This window comes from Paenibacillus lautus NBRC 15380 (assembly GCF_004000945.1).
Taxonomy (GTDB): Bacteria; Bacillota; Bacilli; order Paenibacillales; family Paenibacillaceae; genus Paenibacillus_AQ; species Paenibacillus_AQ lautus.
Genome location: NZ_BIMF01000001.1, coordinates 621,476 through 640,538 on the forward strand (window position 1 = coordinate 621,476; position 19,063 = coordinate 640,538).

Sequence of the window (19,063 nt, forward strand, 5' to 3'; positions counted from 1 at the left end):
TATCCCTCCATCACTTTGTTAATAGAACCCCAGTATCTTTATGGAAAAATAATGCTTTGTTCATATCCACTGCGACAGCGGTTCTCATTCCATCGTCAAAGTGATAGCGTGGGTGGGCACGGGCAACTAGATATTTCTCGAGACCAATATTCATATGGTAGTAACGGTCAGATCCAACAAATTCACTTATTTCCATCGTTCCGTTAATAATTGATTGTGGATACGCTTCCAACATAATTTCCTCAAAGCTAATGTTTTCTGGACGCATTCCGATAATGATTCCCCGGTCTACAAGATTCATCTGTCTAATCGTGTGAGCTTGCTTCTCTGTGAGCCTGAGCCCGAAGCGCTTCGTATGGAATTCAAGGAATCCATCACGCTCTTCGATTTTACCGGTCACAAAATTCATCGGCGGATTCCCAATAAAGTTAGCTACGAACAGATTAGCAGGTTCATTATAAATGACCTCTGGCGTATCTACCTGTTGAACAATCCCCTTCTCCATAACCACAATACGGTCGCCCATCGTCATCGCTTCAATCTGATCATGGGTAACATAAATCGTCGTGACCCCAATTTTTTTGTGAAGGCGAATAATTTCCGAACGCATTTGTACACGCAGTTTAGCATCCAAGTTGGAGAGCGGTTCATCCATAAGAAATGCCTGTGGGGTACGAACGATTGCCCGGCCTAGTGCAACCCGTTGACGCTGACCGCCAGATAATTCTCTTGGTTTACGGTCCAAAAAATTCTCAATTTCCAGTACACGGGCAGCCCGTTTAACCGATGACTCAATTTCATGTTTCGGGAGCTTTCTCATTTGCAAACCAAAGGCAATATTATCGTAGACAGACATGTTCGGGTATAACGCATAGTTTTGGAATACCATCGATATATCACGGTCTTTGGGCGGCATATCATTCACAATCGTATCGCCGATGTATATTTCGCCTTCTGAAATATCTTCTAATCCCGCAAGCATACGTAATGTTGTCGACTTCCCACATCCTGAAGAACCTACAAAGACAAGAAATTCTTCATCCTCAACTTCGAGGTTGAAGTCCTTCACCGCGTATTCTTTATATTTTCCGTAACGTTTGTGAACATGATTAAAAATAATTCTCGACACTGGAATTCCTCCTTTGCATGATCCCGCCTCAATCATTACCTTGATTTGAATCTTAACAAAATTTTTGTGGGGGTAGTGTGAGGATGATGTGTGTTTCGTGTGAATATGGTCTGATCTCCCACCATTCGACAAAGGGGGATTACATTAGAGCAAGCCTGCCTTTGATAGACAAGCCTGCTCATTGTTCTTTTTATACTTTATTTGTTAAATTTTGTATTACGGGACTTTTACTGTCTCTTAGCCATGGCATCTTTGATTTTCGCCTCAGACTCTTCCTGCAATACTCTTAGAAATTCTGGAATGTTCATGTCTGACTCGGAGAATTTCAGAAGACTTCCTGAAAGATCCACATATTGATCCCATTTGCTGATCGTTGTTGGAATTGCCGGCTCACGAGAGAAGAATGCACTAATATCCTTGCCGTCATATACTTCGAGATCTGCACCAAACTCTTCATAAACTTTCGGATCGGTTAGGACTGGGCGGTCCCCTATTCTGGCTAATGTGGTCTGATGCTCGGGAGACACATATTCGGCAAGAACTTCAAACGCTGCATCTTTATGCTCACTGTATTTATTAATAATGAATGGATGTGAGAATGAAGCCGGTGCAACATTCGGTAATTCCGGCCATACCGGTACAGGTACGGATTGAACGTTCTTCGCAATTTCCGGATCACCCACACCCCATTTAATGTAACCGGGCCAAGATACGATCATTGCGACGTTTTTATTTTGGAAAGAGTAATCTTTTCTGACTTCCGGATCACTACTGTAAATACCAGGGATGCTGTAGAACTTCTTCATCAATTCAAGGTATTTAGTAACTGCCGGTTCCTTCGTAATCAATACCTCACCGGTCTCTGGGTCTGTCAGGTTCACATTCAATTGTTTTAGAGGCACCAAGGCTTCCGTACCTGCAAACCCAGGACCCATCTCCAGCCCATGATATTGTATGCCGTCTCTCTCACCGGTCAATTTCTTTGCAAGCTCAACCATGTCATCCCATGTTAGATCTTGTGCTGGATAAGGGACTCCAAACAGATCGAACACCTCTTTGTTGTAATACATCGTATAATTGTCACTGGCTGTAGGCATACCTAGCAATCTGCCCTCAGAATCGACTAAACGCCAATAAGCTATAATGGAAGGGTCTATACCACTAAGATCAAATTGATGGGATTCAATCAACTCATCGAGCGGTTCAATCATATCTAGCTCTTGCAACGCGTCAATTCCCCAGTTGGCATAGATGATGTCCGGAACGATTTGTTTCGCGTTCAGCTCTTGTAATGGCTCTAACTGGGCTTGGGAGTCGACTAATTCAATCTTAATATTAGGAAGCTTCTCATCAATATCCTTAAAAAGTTTATCGAACGCCTCTTGTCCCCATGGATACAAAATCTTGATAGTAACCTCATCTGTCGATACGACCTGTTCATCTTCTGTTTTTGCATCCGTGGATGGCGTATCCTTGGATGGTGTATCCGCGGACACCGATTCTGTTATGCCATCTTGCTTGTCACCATCATCTGTATTGCACCCTGATAACAACATGGAGATTGACAAAATAAACACGAACAGTAGGACTAATGTGCGTTTCAGCTTCATCTAACATTCCCCCCAATGCATTCCAGGTTTATTGCTTGGATTGTTCTTCCTTGATCTTGATTTCTGATTCTTCCTTCAGCACGCGTGTGAATTCAGCTATATTCAAATCGGTAGTCGCAAACTTGGTAAGTGCCTCACTAAACGCAACATGCCGATCCCATGGACTTTTACGTGCTGGTGGTTCTGCAAATGGATTTTGGAACATCGCAGTGACATTTTTGTCTGTATAGGTTGGATCGTCTGCACCGAACAATTTCCCGTCCTCTTGGCTTAAGGATACAGAAGGAGTACCCATTCTCATCCGGTACTGTAACTGGTAATCAGGGGAGATCAGGTAAGATAACACTTGCAGTGCCGCTTCTTTATTTTCACTGAAATCATTGATGATCCATGGGTGAGCACCTGGTTTAGGAGCTATACCCGGCATATCTGCAAACGACGGAACGGGAACCAAATCCATACTCTTCTCATATTCAACTCTCTCTTCTCCTTCTCCACCAAACCAAGTTAGGAAGCCATGCCAGTTCACGACCATTGCAGCTGTTTTGCCCTCAAACTTATTTGGTTCTTCTGGATTATAGATATTGGGGATACTGAAATACTTTTTGAGAACTTCCATCATCTTTGCAAATTTCGGATCTTTATCGAACAAGATTTCCCCCGTTTCCGGGTCTGTATAGTTCATAGATAATTGATTAAATAACGCCGTTGGCATGGCCCCTAAATCAAGACCACTATATTGAACACCATCTTTCTTTACAGTCAGCTTCTTAGCCAGGTCAAGAAGTTCATCCCAAGTCATATTGTCAGTCGGATATTCAGCACCTAACAGGTCAAATATTTCTTTGTTATAGTACAATGCGAGAACATCTCCAGCATCAGGTAGACCAATCAGGCGTCCCTCTTTGTCTCTTGAACGTAATTCCTGAAGTAACTGTGGGTTGACTCCACTTAAATCAACGCCGTACTCTTCAATCATTTCGTCCAGACCGAAGACCATCTCAAGTTCTTCAAATGGGGCTTGACCGGTGTAACCTAATACAATATCAGGAACAATCCCTTGCGCACTTAATTCCTGCATATTCTCTGCCGTTCCGTTCCAGTCAACATGCTCCACTGTCACATGAGGGAATTGCTCTTGAATCGGATCAAGCATTCGCGGTGTGAAATAATCGATGCCCCAAGGCGTCGCTATTTTCAGCGTTACGGGCTCATCACTAAATTGTTTGACAGGCTCTTTCGGTTCCTCTTCCTTTTCCTCTTCCTTGTTTGTATCGGTATTATTTGTATCCGTAGCTTCAGGCTGGCTTTCCGGTTCATTCGCTGTATTACCCGAGCTGCTGCAAGCGGTTACAAGAATGGTAAACATAAGGCACAGCACCATGAGTACATTCCACATTTTTCGGTTTTTCATCACAATCAATTCCCCCTCGCATATATGAACAATAAAATGAATTCTAATTCTTTATTCGGAATCATAGGTCTCCCCTACATGATAGATAGCAAGCTGGCGAATTGAAGGTACACCTTCACAATCTGTTATTTCTAACTGAACGCCTCGCACTTTAATCGCAGGGATGCGAATAATGGCTTTATGTCCAATGTTTCTTCCTTCATACACCGTGATGGAGCGATGTGTTTTTTCAGTCGTTACGTTAATTCGGAAACTCCGAACATGCTCTCCATCCGTTAAGTCCTCTTGAATAAGAATATGATCGATTACATGCGGCTTCGTGGCCTCGTAAGACCATCCTGAATGATTCGGCGAACATTGTTCGATTGAAGCAATAGGATGCTCAAATCTTCTACGGATCTCATCACCCATTGCCTGTAACTGTGCTGTGTCTTTTGCAGGTAGAAGACCCTCTCGATCGGGTCCGATATTCAAGAGCAAGTTAGCGCCCCGGCCTACCGAATAATAATACAAGCCCATCAGTTGATTCAGACTCTTGACGGTGTGTTCATCACTGTCACTATAGAACCAATTCGCCCGCATCTGTACATCACATTCCGCAGGTAACCATATCTGTTCACCTAATGCTTCTTTCTGCTCCGTTAAGATCGAAAACTCGGTTGCATCTGTTACATTCCAGCACGGAATTGGCGCAATCCCATCCTCATTACCTACCCACCGGAAATTAGGATCGCCCATATTAAAGATCAATATATTCGGCTGCAATCTGCGAATTTCTCCAATAATTCTTGGCCAGTCGTATTCATGATCCTCAGATCCACATCCGTCAAACCACAATATATCAATGTCCCCATAGTCCCCAAGCAGCTCCGTAATTTGATTCACGAAGTAATCATCATATGCCTTGGCATCCTGATTATAGAAATCTGCCGAGCCATCAAACGGAGAGTAATACAATCCTGGTCTCACATCATACTTGCGACAAGCATCAACGAACTCCTTAACAACATCCCCTTTTCCTTCTTTCCATGGGGACTGTGCCACAGTGAAAGAGCTATACTTCGATGGCCAATTGGAGAAACCATCATGATGTTTGGCTGTTAATACCGCATACTCCATTCCTGCTTCTTTTGCTGTTCGAATCCACTGCTCACAATCTAGCTGAACTGGATTGAATGCCGAAGGCGACATCGGACGTTTATCAAAATCAACATACCCCTCATAGAATGTACGCAGGCCAAAATGCAGAAACAGACCGAATTCCCAGCCCTGATACTCTAACTGCCTAAGAGTCGGTTTGATCATCGTATTCGTTATCATAGTGAGCCCCCTTCAACTTTTTTATAATCGTAACAATTCTGTTGTGAAGGTGGTGTGAAGATCCTGCGTATTTCATGTGATGATCCATAACGATAAATAGCAGTAAGGACGAGTGTCCTTACTGCTATTTAAAAAGATTAATTATGTATCAGGAATTCATTGCACTTGTTCATGCAGACGCTTTGTTTGACAACAACTGCTGCATGAAAGCAATTTGAACAGCACCCATGACAACGGCACAAATGGGTATCGCCATAGCTACTGCAGCTGGGCTCCACAGATAGTGCAGTAGCAAGCTAATTACACCTGAACTTATCATCATGACAATAATAAGACCTGACGTGTTCAAACTTGACGCTTTAAAATAACGCCTGCTCTGCCGGAATGCTGCATCCACATTCAATTGATCGACAACTATACAATATTCTACATAAATAAAGTTGATTCGGAGCATGACAAATATAACGAGGGACAGAAATAGTCCGATAACACTTAGAAACGCTGCCAATAACGTTGTAATTGCTGTCTTTGCTGCTGTTATGATCATAAACAGGAGGATAAAGCGGACCACGTATGTTTTGCCGTCTTTCATAAATTGACCGATTGAATTTGGGCTGCCTTCTACAACATTACGCAAAGAAGCAATATAAGCCCCCTGAGCAAAAGCCATCAGTATCAGCATGAAGATAACAGGAATCCACGCTCTCACGGATACCGAATCACCCATAAACTGCATTTGATTGATAAGCTGCGGAATATTACTAACATAACTGACCGATGGAATTCCCATCTCCAGAATAAGACGCACGGATAGTGAAGGCACACCAATAAAACCAACAATCGTAAGCCCTATAATGAATGACAGCGCATCCAAAATAATCGGATACATAATAATTAATGGGTTTTTGAATAGCAAGCGGAATGCTTTTTTCATTATGAAGTAAAACCTCCGTTACAACTTATATGGCGAATATGAGTTTACCGGCAACTCGGTTTTGGGCGAGCGGGCTAACGGAATATCAATTCGAAACATCGAACCTTCACCTATCTTACTTTCTGCTTGAATAGTTCCCCCATGAGCTTCAATCAGTGCTTTAGCAATACTTAATCCAACTCCAATTCCACCTGAATCTCTAGAACGGGCTTTATCTGCCCGATAAAACCGGTTGAATATAAGCGGCAAATCATGCTCCGATATCCCTATTCCGTTATCTCTACAATAAATCGTAACCATTTCTTTGTAATCAATGGTGACTCCCACATCGATGCTCCCTCCGATTGCCGTATACTTGATCGCATTGGAAATAATATTCGTCATAATTTGGACGAAACGGTCAGGATCTACTTCCACGTGACAAGGAGTATAGATGGTATGCAGAGTGAAATTTATATCCTTGGCTTTAGCTAAGAAGATTAAATTCTCGTAAACATCCTTCAACAGATTACGTATATCTATTGATTCGGTATCAAGCTGGAATTTAGCACCCTCTGCTTCCGACAATTTTTCTACATCATCCACAAGGCGGCATAACCGATTAATTTCGACGTAAATACGATTTAAATTCTCTTCATTTGCTGGATATATACCATCAACAAGCGCCTCCATTCTGGATAACATAGAAGTTAGCGGAGTACGAAGTTCATGCGTTAAATCTTGCATCGATTGTTCCCGCCAATGTTCTTGGTTATTCAAATCTACGACAAGCTTATTCATCGAAGTAATTAGCTGATTCAGCTCCAACGTTCCTGTTCCCGTTTCCGAAATTAAAGTGTCTCTATGCCCCCCAGCAATACGTTTCGCCTGAAGACTGCTTAAACGAAGCGGCTTCGACAATCGTATAGCGAGAAGATAACAGGTAGTTACTATAAGACATAATAAGATAATGGCAATACCACCGCTACCTCCAAATAAAGCAAACGAAAAAAACGATGCGGAAGGAAGATTGAAATCATGATCCAAATCAACCGTAGCATCCAAAATTCCGATTAACTGGCCATCGACATAAATCGGACTGCTCGCCGTGAAGGGACGACTATATTGCTGACTTTCCAGCCCTGAATCATACAGCACTTCTTCATGGTCCGGAGCATAATAGCGTACACTCATTGAATATACATTGACTGCCTGTTTAAGCCAGTCCATCTTCTCGACCGATAGCTTGCCCGGTTCTAGATGAGTTCGCAAAATAAAGGCAATTTTCTGCGTTTGATCCTCTGCAAACTTCATCTTATAAACCTCTATTGAACGATCTAATGAAACACGGAATAGGAAATAGGCTGCTAACAAAAAGAACAAAGTCGTCAAAATAAGGGTGATAAAAAGAATGCAATGTGTCTGGCGTAATCTATTCCACAGTTCCATTATTAATAATCTTCATCCGGATGGAACGTGAATTTATACCCCGCACCAATTTTAGTTACAATATAAACCGGATTCTTATGATCGTCTTCAATTTTTTTGCGGATATTTTTAATATGCGTATCTGTCGTTCTCCCATCACCAATATCTCGATAACCTTGAACTTCATATGATAGATCTTGTCGACTATATAACTTATTGGGCTTTTTGAGCAAAACACTTAACAGCTTAAACTCTGTAACCGTTAAATTCACGAGTTTACCGTTAACATATACCTCCTTCGATTCAAAGTTTATTTGCAGTCTCCCTTTATTAAATCGCATCACAGTTCGGCTATTTATAGAGAGCATATTCATTCTTCGCTCCAGAGCTCGAATTCGAGCGATGACCTCTTTCATACGGAAAGGCTTCGTAATGTAGTCGTCCGCACCTAAATTAAGACCATTAATCGTATCGATTTCACGAGCCTTGGATGTAATCATAATGATCGGCATGCTGGAAGACCCTCTTACTTTCCGACAAACTTCTTCCCCTGGTATGCCATGAATCATCAAATCCAGAATTAACAAATCAATTTTAAAGTTATGAATTTTTTGCAGGGCATCATTACCATCTTCCGAGGTATATACCGTCCAACCTTCATTCACCAGATAGGATTGTAAAATATTGCAAATTGATTCATCATCCTCAACGATTAGAATGTTCATGCTGTATTTCTTCTTCCCCCCATAATTTAGTAAACTCAATATCCATATATTCTATCATCTAACAGCTTCACCTTAAACAATAAGAATCATTAAATAAGGAGAAGCGCGGGCATCTCTTAGACAGCCTGCTTCTCCTTATTTAATCATAATCTGGTATGATGCATGACTTTATTTCTTGCTCTCTTTCTCTTTCAATAACGCATCATATTCTTCTACCATTTTGCGTAAAAATGTGTTTATGTCTTCCTTGCCGTTCAATTTAATAAACTCTGCAGTCTTATCATCAATAATATTGGCTTCGTAATAGAAAATGTCTGGACCAAAAGGTGAATAAACCGGTTTAGCCGGTTCTCCTTTATAGGCAGCATCAATGTTATAAACGCCTACATTATCTTCGCCCGCCATATATTGTCGTATTTCAGCGTTCTTAACCACTGGGGGAGCTCCGCCAATGGATAAATTCTTCTGGTTCTCATCAGAAACTGCAAATTCTAACACTTGAAATGCCTCTTTAATGTGTTCACTGTTCGGGTTAATAGCCAGTGTAAGCGGTACGTTGTTTGGCAATACACCCGGAAGCTCGCTCCAGCTTGGGTACGCAGACATACCGAAATTCAAACCTTCTGTATGAGCATATAAATTAGCACTGTTTACAAAGGACAGAATCATGGCGACATTCCCTTTTTCAAAGCCAAAATTATCCTTCTCTGATTCAGCGGGAACATTGTCCGGGATACTCACGACACGATGGATTAAATCAAAATATTTGGCGAAAGCAGGATCTTTCTCGAACATAATTTCTCCTGTTTCCGGATTTGTACCAGGAGCGGATAACTGAAGCATCGCTTGGGATAGGCCACGTGTGGCTAAGCCAACGTATTTGCTGTCACCATGCTTCCCTGCAAGTTTCGCTGCCTTATCGAGAACTTCATCCCATGTTGGTGTTTCACTTGGATATTCAATACCCATCTTATCGAAAATATCTTTGTTATAGAATAGATTCACGACAACATCTTCAAATGGTAAGCCAAGTAATCGGCCCTGCTGTTCCGGGTCACGTAATCGAATGGCATCAATCGCGCCATCACGGAATTTAGTCAAATCCAGATTACTTTCAGCAATCAAACTATCCAGTGGATAGGTCATTTCCAACTCGTTTAATGTCACGAACGGGTCGGTTACGAGCATAATATCTGGTGAATTATTAGCGGCGTTGGCTTCCTGAATTTTCTCCGCTGTTGCAAATGCACCAATATGTTCAATTTTAATATTCGGGTATTTCGCTTCCAGTGCGTCCGAAAGTCGACTTTTAACTTCTTCCGCACCCCAAGGCGTCATAAATTTAATCGTTACTTGCTCGCCTGAATCGGTTACTTCTTCTGCCTTATTCTCATCTGATTTGACTTCATCACTGTTTGAACTTCCGCATGCAGAGAGTAAAATTGAAACAAGGAACGTAGAAATAAGTAACATAAACCGCATCTTCCTAAACTCTTTCATCATATGCCCCCCATTCGAATTGTAAGCTCGATTTGTAAGCCCTTACAACAAATCGCACTGAAAATTTGATATACTTTTAGTGACGCGTCCCCCTCCTTTGGATATGTCAGATGAATGAATTAGATATAATATATCAAATAATTTATAAACTGGTGTGGATATCCAGTGAGTTTCATGTGTGTTTCGTGTGAATTTTTAAATTACCTATGGACTTCAAGCACTTATGACCGGACTCCCCCTTTGGATAAAAAAAACCATCCCGACAAAGGTCGGGATAGGTTCTATCATTTTCGGATCAAGGCCGCTATCCTCCGGGCTTGCAGTATCCGAATGCATCAAGTATGTAAGGTTGGCTCCAGCACCCGTTCGGTTTGAGTCTTAGACATGTTTCGCTGCGCAGATAGCAGCTTGTAATATATTCCCCTCTTTTGAATCAATTCTTCATGCGTCCCGATCTCTGCAATGGCTCCTTTATTCAGTACAAGCAGTCGATCCGCATTCTTCAATGTGGCAAGTCGATGTGCAATGGCAATGGTTGTCCTGTTCTTGGTGACACGTTGCAGTGCTTCTTGGATTTCCGACTCTGTTTCAATATCTAGCGAAGCCGTTGCTTCATCCAATATTAGTATTCTGGGATTGATCAGCACGGCTCTAGCAATAGCAAGCCGCTGTCTTTCACCACCTGAAATGTTGTTCCCGTTCTCTTCCAGTTTTGTATCATAACCGTCTGGGAACTGACTAATAAAATGATGAGCATTGGCTATTTTTGCAGCCTGTATCACTTCTTCCATCGTTGCCTCTGGTTTTGAATACTTGATATTATTCATAATGGTCCCGCTGAACAAAAATGTCTCCTGAAGCACAACCCCGATTTGAGAACGCAAATCCTCCTGCTTGATATCTCTAATATCCACACCGTCTATGCTTATCGTTCCTTCATTTACGTCATAGAACCGGGAGATCAGATTGATAAACGTAGACTTCCCTGATCCCGAGTGACCCACGAGCCCTATCATTTCTCCCTTCTTGATATCCACATCGATGGACTTGAGTACGGGCTCATACGATTTATAGCCAAACGTAACATTCTTAAAGCTTATCGTCCCCTCAATCCTGTGCTTCAGGGATTTCTCCTTGTCGATGATCTCCGGCTGTTCATCAATGACAGAGAATACGCGTTCTACAGAAATTAGGGCGTTAGCAATCCATCTCGGCATATTCATTAACCACCCAAGTGGACCATAGATCATCGCTGCGTAACCCGTAAACTGAACTAGTTCGCCAAGGGACAGCTCTCCGCCTAAAATCATATGGCAGCCAACAAGCAATACAAAATATTGTCCAATCTGGATCAAGTAATGAGAGATAGGCGATAAGTAACTGTATACTTTTTCACTTCGGATTGTCGCTAATGCATACTCACGGTGGTACGCCCTAAACCGCTTGATCTCCCGCTCCTCTTTGCCGAATGCCTTAACCACGCGAATCCCGCTCAGCACATCGTGCAGAAATGAATTGGCTTTATCATGGACCCGCCACTGCTTGCGAAAGAGCTTTCTAAGCACGACTTTCCAGACAAAATATTGAATGTAAACAACGATTGGCGCAGGCAAAATGATAATAAGGGCAAGCTTCCAGTCGGTATAAAATAGCAGGAAGCTCACAGAGGCCAGCATAATGACTTGATAGATAGCCATTGAAAACACTTCTTGAATCAAATTCCGAATGCGGTCAGTATCGGAATTAATTCGGTTCATGATATCGCCTGCACGCTGCGAGGTTAGGAATCCAAGCGACAAGCTTTGAACCTTCTCAAAGACAAGCATACGCAGATCTGCCGCTATTCTTGAGCTGACACGGGCCATAATCCTACCTCTTAACACCCCTAACAGCTCTCCTGCCACTAAACCAAATGCAATTCCAGCAATCGCAAATAGAAATATCCGCGTACTTGGGTTTACGCCGTCTGGCGGTTGCAAAGCCGAATTCACGAGTATTTTCTGGAAATACGGACCCGTTAACGTAACAGCTGACATGATTAATAGTACGACGAGTGCCGTGATCAATATTTTCCAATGTGACTTCGAGACGTCCCAGAGCTTCTTAAAAGCCGCTCCTTTATTCATACACTTCGGACATAACCGGGTACCTTGAACAAGGTGACCGCCACATTGTGAACATACACTCTCGCTCTCATTGTTGTAGATTCGGATCTTGCTGTTCGAAGCCATGTAATTTAGAATTTGAGCAATGTAAGAGAGCCTTGCCGCATGCTGCATCGTGCACCGGATGATGATCCTCGGGGTCTGCATATGCGTCGCCTCAATGATCACATTTCCGATTAAAGGAACAACCTTATAATCATGTGCCTCATGAATAGCACAGGTTTCGATAACTTCTCCATTGTCTACGTGAACCCACTTGGTCTCTCCAATCACAAAATAACCATTCGTCCTTCGGCCATCAAACGATAAATCGGCAGGCACGCAATACGTAATACTCTCTCCTAAGGCTTGCTGAACAGCTAGAAATTCTTGGTCAGGCAGCTTAAATTGAAGGTTCATTTCAGCCTCCCCCTATATATACATTTCTACCAATCGATATTCCTTTTCCCTTAACCGCTTGATATCCTCGATGACGAATCGGTTCCCATACACATCGATAATTAATAGTTTGCGATCGGTTACGAGCTTCACATTCCCTCCCCCGCTGCGAACCGTAAACCGACAACTCCCGGACACTGTTTCTGTATCCCAGTAGGAGTATCCGAACTCTTCTTTTATTCCGACCAGTTTCGTGATCTCAGGCGCAAAATATCTCATTTTGATTTGCTCCTCAAGCAGGCAAATGACATCCTTAGGAAAATCCTCGTCCAAAGACTTGATGATGCCGATCTCTTTATTCTCACTTGTGCGAACCGATATATATACCCTTCTATTGTTATGTGGAAAGGAGCAGTGCAAATATACCGCCTCATATTTATCATCGTTCACTTGAACCATAAGCATGTGACCTTCTGTTTTAGTAAACACCGTGTTATCAGAAGTTAAATAATTCATACTTGCTGCGACAGACAAATCAGATTGATCAGGTATCGAATGTTGCATTAAAAGATTAACCCACCCTTCTCATGCTCAACGCTTCATCATGCTTTTGTACTAAGCCATGGTATACGCCTTTTATCGTCATTAATTGATCATGCGTTCCTTCTTCAACAACCTTGCCTCCATCCATAACCAGTAAATAATCCGCATTTCTTAATGTAGACAACCGATGTGCAATCGCTATCGTTGTCCTACCTTGAATTAACGTTTCAAGTGCTTCTTGAATTTGAAGTTCCGTCTCCGTATCCAGTGATGCCGTTGCTTCATCCAGGATTAGAACTTTAGGGTTAAGCAGAACCGCCCGTGCAATAGATATTCTTTGCTTTTCTCCACCAGATAGATTATGACCTCCGGTACCTACGATCGTGTCATAACCATCAGGCAGCTTTTCAATGAAATCATGCGCATTCGCAATTCGGGCAGCGTTAATGATGTCATCCATCGAGCATTCGGGATCAGCATAAGCAATATTCTCGGCGATTGTTCCCATGAACACATATACTTCTTGCGACACAATCCCGATGTTTTTACGCACCGTATCAATTTTGAGATCTTTCACGTTAACTCCGTCAATCACGATTTCACCATCTGTAACATCATATAGGCGAGAAATCAGATTCACGAGTGTGGATTTACCGGCACCCGAATGTCCCACGACACCGATCATCTGTCCTGGCTTTGCATGCAGGGACACATCTTTCAGTATCGACTTGTTCGGCTCATAACCAAAGGTGATATGGGAAAGACGAATATCGCCATTCATGTGCTCCAGAGTAACCGCGTCCTCTTTTTCTGCAACATCGGAGACGGAATCCTGTATTTCAAAAATACGCTGCGCCGCACTCATACAGCTGGACCACCAATTGACAATGTTATTCATAAACTGCAGTGGGCCGTACAGCATGTAAATATAACTTACAAAAGTCATAATTTCACCGAACGAGAGACTACCTTGCATCACCCTCCAACCACCGAAAGCCCAGATTAAGATGCCCCCGAATTGAGTAACAATCGTTAATATCGGGAAGATTGTACTGCTCATCAGGTTAAAGGACTGTTCCGATTCAGAATAGGATGAATTCGCTCTCTGGAAACGCTCAAGCTCTTGACGTTCTTTCCCGAATGCTTTCACGACTCGCGTACCCTGTATCGTATCACTGATCATGGCATTGAGCGTACTCACACGTCTATGTCTCCGCCAAGACAACCGCCAAAGCTTAGGGAACACCCATCGTATCAGCAGCAAGACAAATGGAATCGGAGTGAAGCAGATCAATGTGAGTTTCCAGTCCATAATCAACATAATGGTTGTAATACCGACGATATTCATGGCATTGACGATAAAGTAAGAAATACCATCCACGAAAAAATACTGCAATTCTTGCGCATCATTGCTAACCCTGGTCATGAGCTGACCGGTTTGTTTTTTCTGAAAAAAACTAAGCGATAACCGCTGCATCGCAGCGAACACGCTTGCCTTCAAGTCAAATACTACATTCGCCGCCAATCTGGCATTTATCATGCTAAAAAGGACCCCGAACAATAAGGAAATCGTTCGAAAACCGAAAATGAGTAGGATCACGAGACCAATTCGTCCAGCGAAGTCTCCGGTATTCCCAAGTGCTTGGTCGAACAATACCGTGCCTTGCAGATAGGGTATGGCAAGACCTGTAGCCGAATTGAGCAGCATAAATAGAACAATGAAAAACATCAAAAGTTTATACTGTCCCGCAAATCTTAGCAGCCTAGAGAAGATGGCATGCTTCTTCATACATTTCGGACAAATTGGCCTGCCTTCTTCGGGATATCTCATTCCGCATTTTGGACAAGTGATGTTCTCCTGACGATCTTCAACATCTTCATCGCTAATGTCTTCTTTCTTCTTAATCTTAGTAAAGATCGAGACAAGCTTGGCAGCACTCCCCATCTGTCCATTCGTAAATGCTCCGATGACCCGCTCCTCGCCCTCCTTCAGAACAATGATACCGGAGGCGACTAGATTGACTGTGAATACGGTTTCAATTTTGTCGATATCAATGAACTCTACATTCGCCTCATCCCCTGGGAAAGATACAACAAGCAACTTTTCCTTACTTAGAATTAAGTACGTGTGTGCGTAGCCTTCGCCATCTATGCTTCGATCACACATCATCCAGTAGATAACGTCATAAGGTTTATGAGGTTCTATTGCGGTAATCACATTTAGTGGTAAACTCTTGATCATGGGCTCCCCCTTTCTTCATTGCAATGTATAGAAGTAATCCTTGAATTAGAAGTCAAAAAGGTATTTATCCCCTGTAAATATATTATCAACTAAGATGTGAAGATAGTGTGTGTTCTTTGGTCTCATCCTGCCAAAGCTCGCACCAGTATACTCCTTTATTTGCATTGTACACCGTTCCGCTCCCAACCGTGGCTTCAACCAGTGACTCCACAAGTTCGCAAGCAAAATCGACCATAGCGTTTCCCACCAGCATAATATACCCTTCCAAATTGCTCGCTAATATGCCCACCGATCGTTCCAATATCCACCCCTTGGGTCGCATTTTCATGCACATGGATCCATGCTTGCCTGTCGTAAAGCCGGATGCGGAAATCTTCATCTTCATCTTCATCCTGCCCATAGACCTACTCTAAGGTTGCGAAACCTAAGCTTCAACAAAGGGACGCCGTCTAAGATGGCTCCCTTGTTTTAGCCGAACATCACCCATCAAGGCGTTACATAATTCCTACCGCTTTGCCCCCCATCAATTGCGGCCTTACATCCGTAAAGCCCTCAGCCGGCTTACGCAGGGCTTCCAAAACAACCTGCGCATTATACCCGTCATGGAAATCATAAATCAGACCGGACTCTTCGTTCAAAATCCGGATGATTTGCTTCAGGATTGGCAGCGGGCTGACAACGTCGTCCACAGGTACAGGCTGCAGATCAGTATCCTTGCCGCTTCGGTACAGGTTGCACCAGTTCTCCAATGCCAAGGTTCCTTCCTCACCGTGGACCACCAGGGAGACTCGCTCCTCCCCTTCCCGTTGGTCGGTTCCCGACAGGCGAATCTCGATATCGTTATGTAATCTGAGAATCGCCTGGACTCGGCTTTCGGACTGATTCGAATCCGGCGGAAACTCGATCGCGCTCTTCACATGCGTAATCGGCCCGAACACCTGCTGGATCATCTGGATCCAGTGAATGCCGACCTCCAGCAGATATCCGCCCTGCTGTCTTGACGTAATCCATGGATTCTGCTGCCAGGCCCTCGGCCACTGCGGAAACTCCAGGTACAGATCCATGCTTTGGATCCGGCCGATCGCCTGCTCGTCAAGCAATCCCTGCAGCTTTAGAACGGCCGGGTCGAGCGGAAGCGAGAAATGAACCGCATGGAGCACATCGGTCTTCTCGGCCAGCTCCACCAGACTCCGTGCTTCAGTCAAGCTGTTGGCCAACGGCTTCTCACAGAAGACGTGGATGCCTTTCTCAAATGCGATCCGGGCCACGTCATAATGCAGGGACGGCGGAACCGCGATATACACCAGGTCAAGCGGCACCTCGTCCAGCAGCTGGCGATAGTCGGTATACAGCCGTGGACGAATCCCGGCTTCTGCGACTTCCCGGTGCAGACTGGATTCATCGCTGTCGCAAATGGCGACCAACTCGATCTTCCTCGTATATTGGGGCAGTAAGCGGTGTATCATATACCGGCCCATATGCCCTAAGCCGATGACGGCCATTCTTTGTTTGTTCATCCTGTTCTCCTATTCCATTCGCGATTGAATTTTGCCATTAAACGCCACGCCCACTATTATAGATCAAGGTGATACAGTCAGTACACTTAGATTACCGGAAAAGACAGCAAAAAGGCTGTCCGAATGGGCAGCCTTTAGCTTGTCATCATCGAGGGGCGATCCCTCCGCTCCTGCGGCACCTCAATCAGCAGGTTAGCGATCCTCTCTTGATGTGCCTATATTTTTTTTTTAAAACCAACATTAAAATTAATTGATCCTATTTAAAACCCACCTATTAATGATGGATCCAAACTGTAATGTTCCTGAACTTCTTTTTCTACTTTAATACATCATGGTCGCTCGCTATCCCTGGCTCAATCCTGTTAGCCACAGTTCCTTCGTAAGGCAAAGTAACCGTGAATTTAAATATATTGTTTATATGATTAAGGGTTAAGGTTCCTCCATGCAATTCAATAATGTTTCTGGCAATAGAAAGACCAAGACCGGCTCCCGTTTGGATGCCTTCGCTGCTTCGTGAATGATCAACTTTGTAAAAACGTTCGAAGAGTTTATTCTCTTGTTCTTTCGTAAGAGTCCTCCCTTTATTTTCAACCTCAATCTTAATGTGTTTATTATCCGACTTCATTAAAACACGAATGGTTCCAGGTTTTACAGAGTACTTAAGAGCGTTCATCAGTAGATTATCAATTGCTCTGGCAATCTTTTCACTGTCAATGAGGTTTGTAACAGGAGAGTCCCCTATCTCCTTCACGATATTGATGCCGTTCTCTTGGGCGATCGGTTCGAATTCAAAAAGTAATTGATTGAGGAGTTGGAATACATCGATCTTCTGTAGGTCCAAGCGGGTTTCGATCGAAGTAAGTCGGGTATATTCAAACAAATCATCAAGCAATTTTTTTAAATGAGTTGCTTTGTTATACGTGTTTTGAACAAAACGAATATATTCATCTTGATTTTGGAATGAATTTGTTCTCAATAGTTCTATATAACCAATAATGCTTGTAAGTGGTGTGCGCAAGTCGTGTGAAATTCCCGTGATCATTTCCATCTTGGAGTTTTCCAATTCACGTTCCTTCTCAATCTGTTGCTGTAAACGTTCCGCCATTAAATTGATGTTATATGCAACCCTCCCGAGTTCATCCTTTCGTCTAACATCCACTCGGTATTTTAAATTCCCCTCAGAAATGATTTGCAACCCATTTTCCAAATTGATTAAGTCTTTAACGATTCGTCGTGTCAACGCCAGAAATGTAAAAATAAATATCCCCATGAACAAAGGGGTAATGAAGTAGGGAAAGAAATTTCGCAACCACTCCCATTCCCATGCGTTTGAGATTTTCATGAGAAAAATGAGGGAATTATTAATAGTGACAGCAATAATCAAACTGATCATCATTCTGATTAAAATGTTGACCTGGATTTTTTTTTGTCTTTTTGGTTTTTGTACATGTTTAGTCAATTTTATAGCCCACTCCCCAAACCGTTTTAATATAGTGGGGTTCTCTTGGTGATTCTTCTATTTTTTCTCGTAGATTACGAATATGAACCATTACTGTATTATCTGAATTTCCGTATGGCTCTTTCCATACGCTTTCATAGATTTTATTAGAGCTAAACACTTGCCCTGGTCGGCTTGCAAGCAACTCTAGGATTGAGAACTCTAGAGGGGTCAGCGAAATGTTGTTTCCTTTCAATGTAACGGAATGTTTAGCCTTATCAATAACAAGATCTTTGATGAGGATTAGTGAACTGAATTCTTCTTTTCCTATTAATGATTGTCGCCGCAGTTGAGCTTTTACTCGAGCGAGCAATTCTAAAGGATTGAAGGGTTTTATCATGTAATCGTCCGCTCCGGTAGTAAGACCTGTAATTTTATCAATATCTTCTTCTTTGGCAGATAACATGATAATGGGAGTGTTCGATATTTCTCTAATTTTAATGCAGGCACTAATACCATCCATTCGAGGCATCATAACATCCAGGATGATCAACTGGATTGAGGTTGTTTTTATTACTTCCAGCGCTTCCAGACCATCAGCAGCTTCAATTACACGGTATCCTTCATTACGCAAATATACGTGAATGACATCTCGAATTTCTGAATCGTCATCTACGACAAGTATAGAATTCATATGAGTGCTCCTTTTTTAGAGATTAAAGCTACTACAATCGCTAATGA

At 42.8% G+C, this 19,063-nt stretch carries 15 protein-coding genes; all 15 read right to left on the reverse strand.

Annotated elements, in window-relative coordinates:
• Nucleotides 1-10: 10 nt before the first annotated feature.
• The 15 genes from PLA01S_RS02705 to PLA01S_RS02775 all read right to left on the reverse strand — a co-directional run bounded on the left by PLA01S_RS02705 (nt 11) and on the right by PLA01S_RS02775 (nt 19,016).
• Nucleotides 11-1,129, reverse strand: coding sequence for an ABC transporter ATP-binding protein (locus PLA01S_RS02705; RefSeq protein ID WP_127589937.1), 1,119 nt, complete (start codon nt 1,127-1,129; stop codon nt 11-13).
• Between the two features lie 227 nt (nt 1,130-1,356).
• Entirely contained in the window at nt 1,357-2,739 is a 1,383-nt protein-coding gene (locus tag PLA01S_RS02710) for an ABC transporter substrate-binding protein (protein WP_127589938.1), read from the reverse strand.
• Between the two features lie 28 nt (nt 2,740-2,767).
• Complete coding sequence (locus PLA01S_RS02715) at nt 2,768-4,153, reverse strand: ABC transporter substrate-binding protein (protein ID WP_164817275.1); 1,386 nt, start codon at nt 4,151-4,153, stop codon at nt 2,768-2,770.
• Between the two features lie 51 nt (nt 4,154-4,204).
• Nucleotides 4,205-5,473: an alpha-L-fucosidase gene (locus PLA01S_RS02720; RefSeq protein ID WP_127589940.1), complete on the reverse strand. Its 1,269-nt coding sequence runs from the start codon at nt 5,471-5,473 to the stop codon at nt 4,205-4,207.
• A gap of 169 nt (nt 5,474-5,642) precedes the next feature.
• On the reverse strand, nt 5,643-6,407 hold the full coding sequence (locus tag PLA01S_RS02725) for a hypothetical protein (RefSeq protein WP_127589941.1): 765 nt from the start codon (nt 6,405-6,407) through the stop codon (nt 5,643-5,645).
• An 18-nt stretch (nt 6,408-6,425) separates the two neighbouring features.
• Nucleotides 6,426-7,835, reverse strand: coding sequence for a sensor histidine kinase (locus PLA01S_RS02730; RefSeq protein ID WP_127589942.1), 1,410 nt, complete (start codon nt 7,833-7,835; stop codon nt 6,426-6,428).
• Between the two features lie 2 nt (nt 7,836-7,837).
• Entirely contained in the window at nt 7,838-8,539 is a 702-nt protein-coding gene (locus PLA01S_RS02735) for a response regulator transcription factor (protein ID WP_127589943.1), read from the reverse strand.
• A 168-nt stretch (nt 8,540-8,707) separates the two neighbouring features.
• Nucleotides 8,708-10,039, reverse strand: a complete 1,332-nt coding sequence (locus tag PLA01S_RS02740) for an ABC transporter substrate-binding protein (protein ID WP_164817277.1) — start codon at nt 10,037-10,039, stop codon at nt 8,708-8,710.
• 335 nt (nt 10,040-10,374) lie between these two features.
• Nucleotides 10,375-12,603 carry an ABC transporter ATP-binding protein gene (locus PLA01S_RS02745; protein WP_127589945.1) on the reverse strand — a complete coding sequence of 743 codons (2,229 nt, stop codon included), beginning with the start codon at nt 12,601-12,603 and terminating at the stop codon, nt 10,375-10,377.
• Nucleotides 12,604-12,615: 12 nt separating this feature from the next.
• On the reverse strand, nt 12,616-13,041 hold the full coding sequence (locus PLA01S_RS02750) for a DUF1854 domain-containing protein (protein ID WP_246059287.1): 426 nt from the start codon (nt 13,039-13,041) through the stop codon (nt 12,616-12,618).
• Nucleotides 13,042-13,153: 112 nt separating this feature from the next.
• Nucleotides 13,154-15,367: an ABC transporter transmembrane domain-containing protein gene (locus tag PLA01S_RS02755; RefSeq protein WP_127589947.1), complete on the reverse strand. Its 2,214-nt coding sequence runs from the start codon at nt 15,365-15,367 to the stop codon at nt 13,154-13,156.
• A gap of 85 nt (nt 15,368-15,452) precedes the next feature.
• Nucleotides 15,453-15,746 (reverse strand): hypothetical protein, encoded by a 294-nt coding sequence (locus tag PLA01S_RS02760; protein WP_127589948.1) that lies wholly within the window; start codon nt 15,744-15,746, stop codon nt 15,453-15,455.
• Nucleotides 15,747-15,861: 115 nt separating this feature from the next.
• Entirely contained in the window at nt 15,862-16,884 is a 1,023-nt protein-coding gene (locus PLA01S_RS02765; protein ID WP_127589949.1) for a Gfo/Idh/MocA family protein, read from the reverse strand.
• A gap of 316 nt (nt 16,885-17,200) precedes the next feature.
• Nucleotides 17,201-18,343 (reverse strand): sensor histidine kinase, encoded by a 1,143-nt coding sequence (locus PLA01S_RS02770; RefSeq protein ID WP_127589950.1) that lies wholly within the window; start codon nt 18,341-18,343, stop codon nt 17,201-17,203.
• Nucleotides 18,336-19,016: a response regulator gene (locus tag PLA01S_RS02775; RefSeq protein ID WP_127589951.1), complete on the reverse strand. Its 681-nt coding sequence runs from the start codon at nt 19,014-19,016 to the stop codon at nt 18,336-18,338. Before PLA01S_RS02775 ends, PLA01S_RS02770 begins: the two co-directional genes overlap by 8 nt.
• Between the last annotated feature and the right edge of the window lie 47 nt (nt 19,017-19,063).

Coding starts and splice junctions, on each gene's coding strand:
- PLA01S_RS02715 (WP_164817275.1), bottom strand. CDS start 4,153: ATGAAAAACCGAAAAATGTGGAATGTACTCATGGTGCTGTGCCTTATG.
- PLA01S_RS02740 (WP_164817277.1), bottom strand. CDS start 10,039: ATGAAAGAGTTTAGGAAGATGCGGTTTATGTTACTTATTTCTACGTTC.
- PLA01S_RS02710 (WP_127589938.1), bottom strand. CDS start 2,739: ATGAAGCTGAAACGCACATTAGTCCTACTGTTCGTGTTTATTTTGTCA.
- PLA01S_RS02760 (WP_127589948.1), bottom strand. CDS start 15,746: ATGAAGATTTCCGCATCCGGCTTTACGACAGGCAAGCATGGATCCATG.
- PLA01S_RS02750 (WP_246059287.1), bottom strand. CDS start 13,041: ATGGTTCAAGTGAACGATGATAAATATGAGGCGGTATATTTGCACTGC.
- PLA01S_RS02730 (WP_127589942.1), bottom strand. CDS start 7,835: ATGGAACTGTGGAATAGATTACGCCAGACACATTGCATTCTTTTTATC.
- PLA01S_RS02755 (WP_127589947.1), bottom strand. CDS start 15,367: ATGATCAAGAGTTTACCACTAAATGTGATTACCGCAATAGAACCTCAT.
- PLA01S_RS02765 (WP_127589949.1), bottom strand. CDS start 16,884: ATGAACAAACAAAGAATGGCCGTCATCGGCTTAGGGCATATGGGCCGG.
- PLA01S_RS02745 (WP_127589945.1), bottom strand. CDS start 12,603: ATGAACCTTCAATTTAAGCTGCCTGACCAAGAATTTCTAGCTGTTCAG.
- PLA01S_RS02775 (WP_127589951.1), bottom strand. CDS start 19,016: ATGAATTCTATACTTGTCGTAGATGACGATTCAGAAATTCGAGATGTC.
- PLA01S_RS02725 (WP_127589941.1), bottom strand. CDS start 6,407: ATGAAAAAAGCATTCCGCTTGCTATTCAAAAACCCATTAATTATTATG.
- PLA01S_RS02720 (WP_127589940.1), bottom strand. CDS start 5,473: ATGATAACGAATACGATGATCAAACCGACTCTTAGGCAGTTAGAGTAT.
- PLA01S_RS02735 (WP_127589943.1), bottom strand. CDS start 8,539: ATGAACATTCTAATCGTTGAGGATGATGAATCAATTTGCAATATTTTA.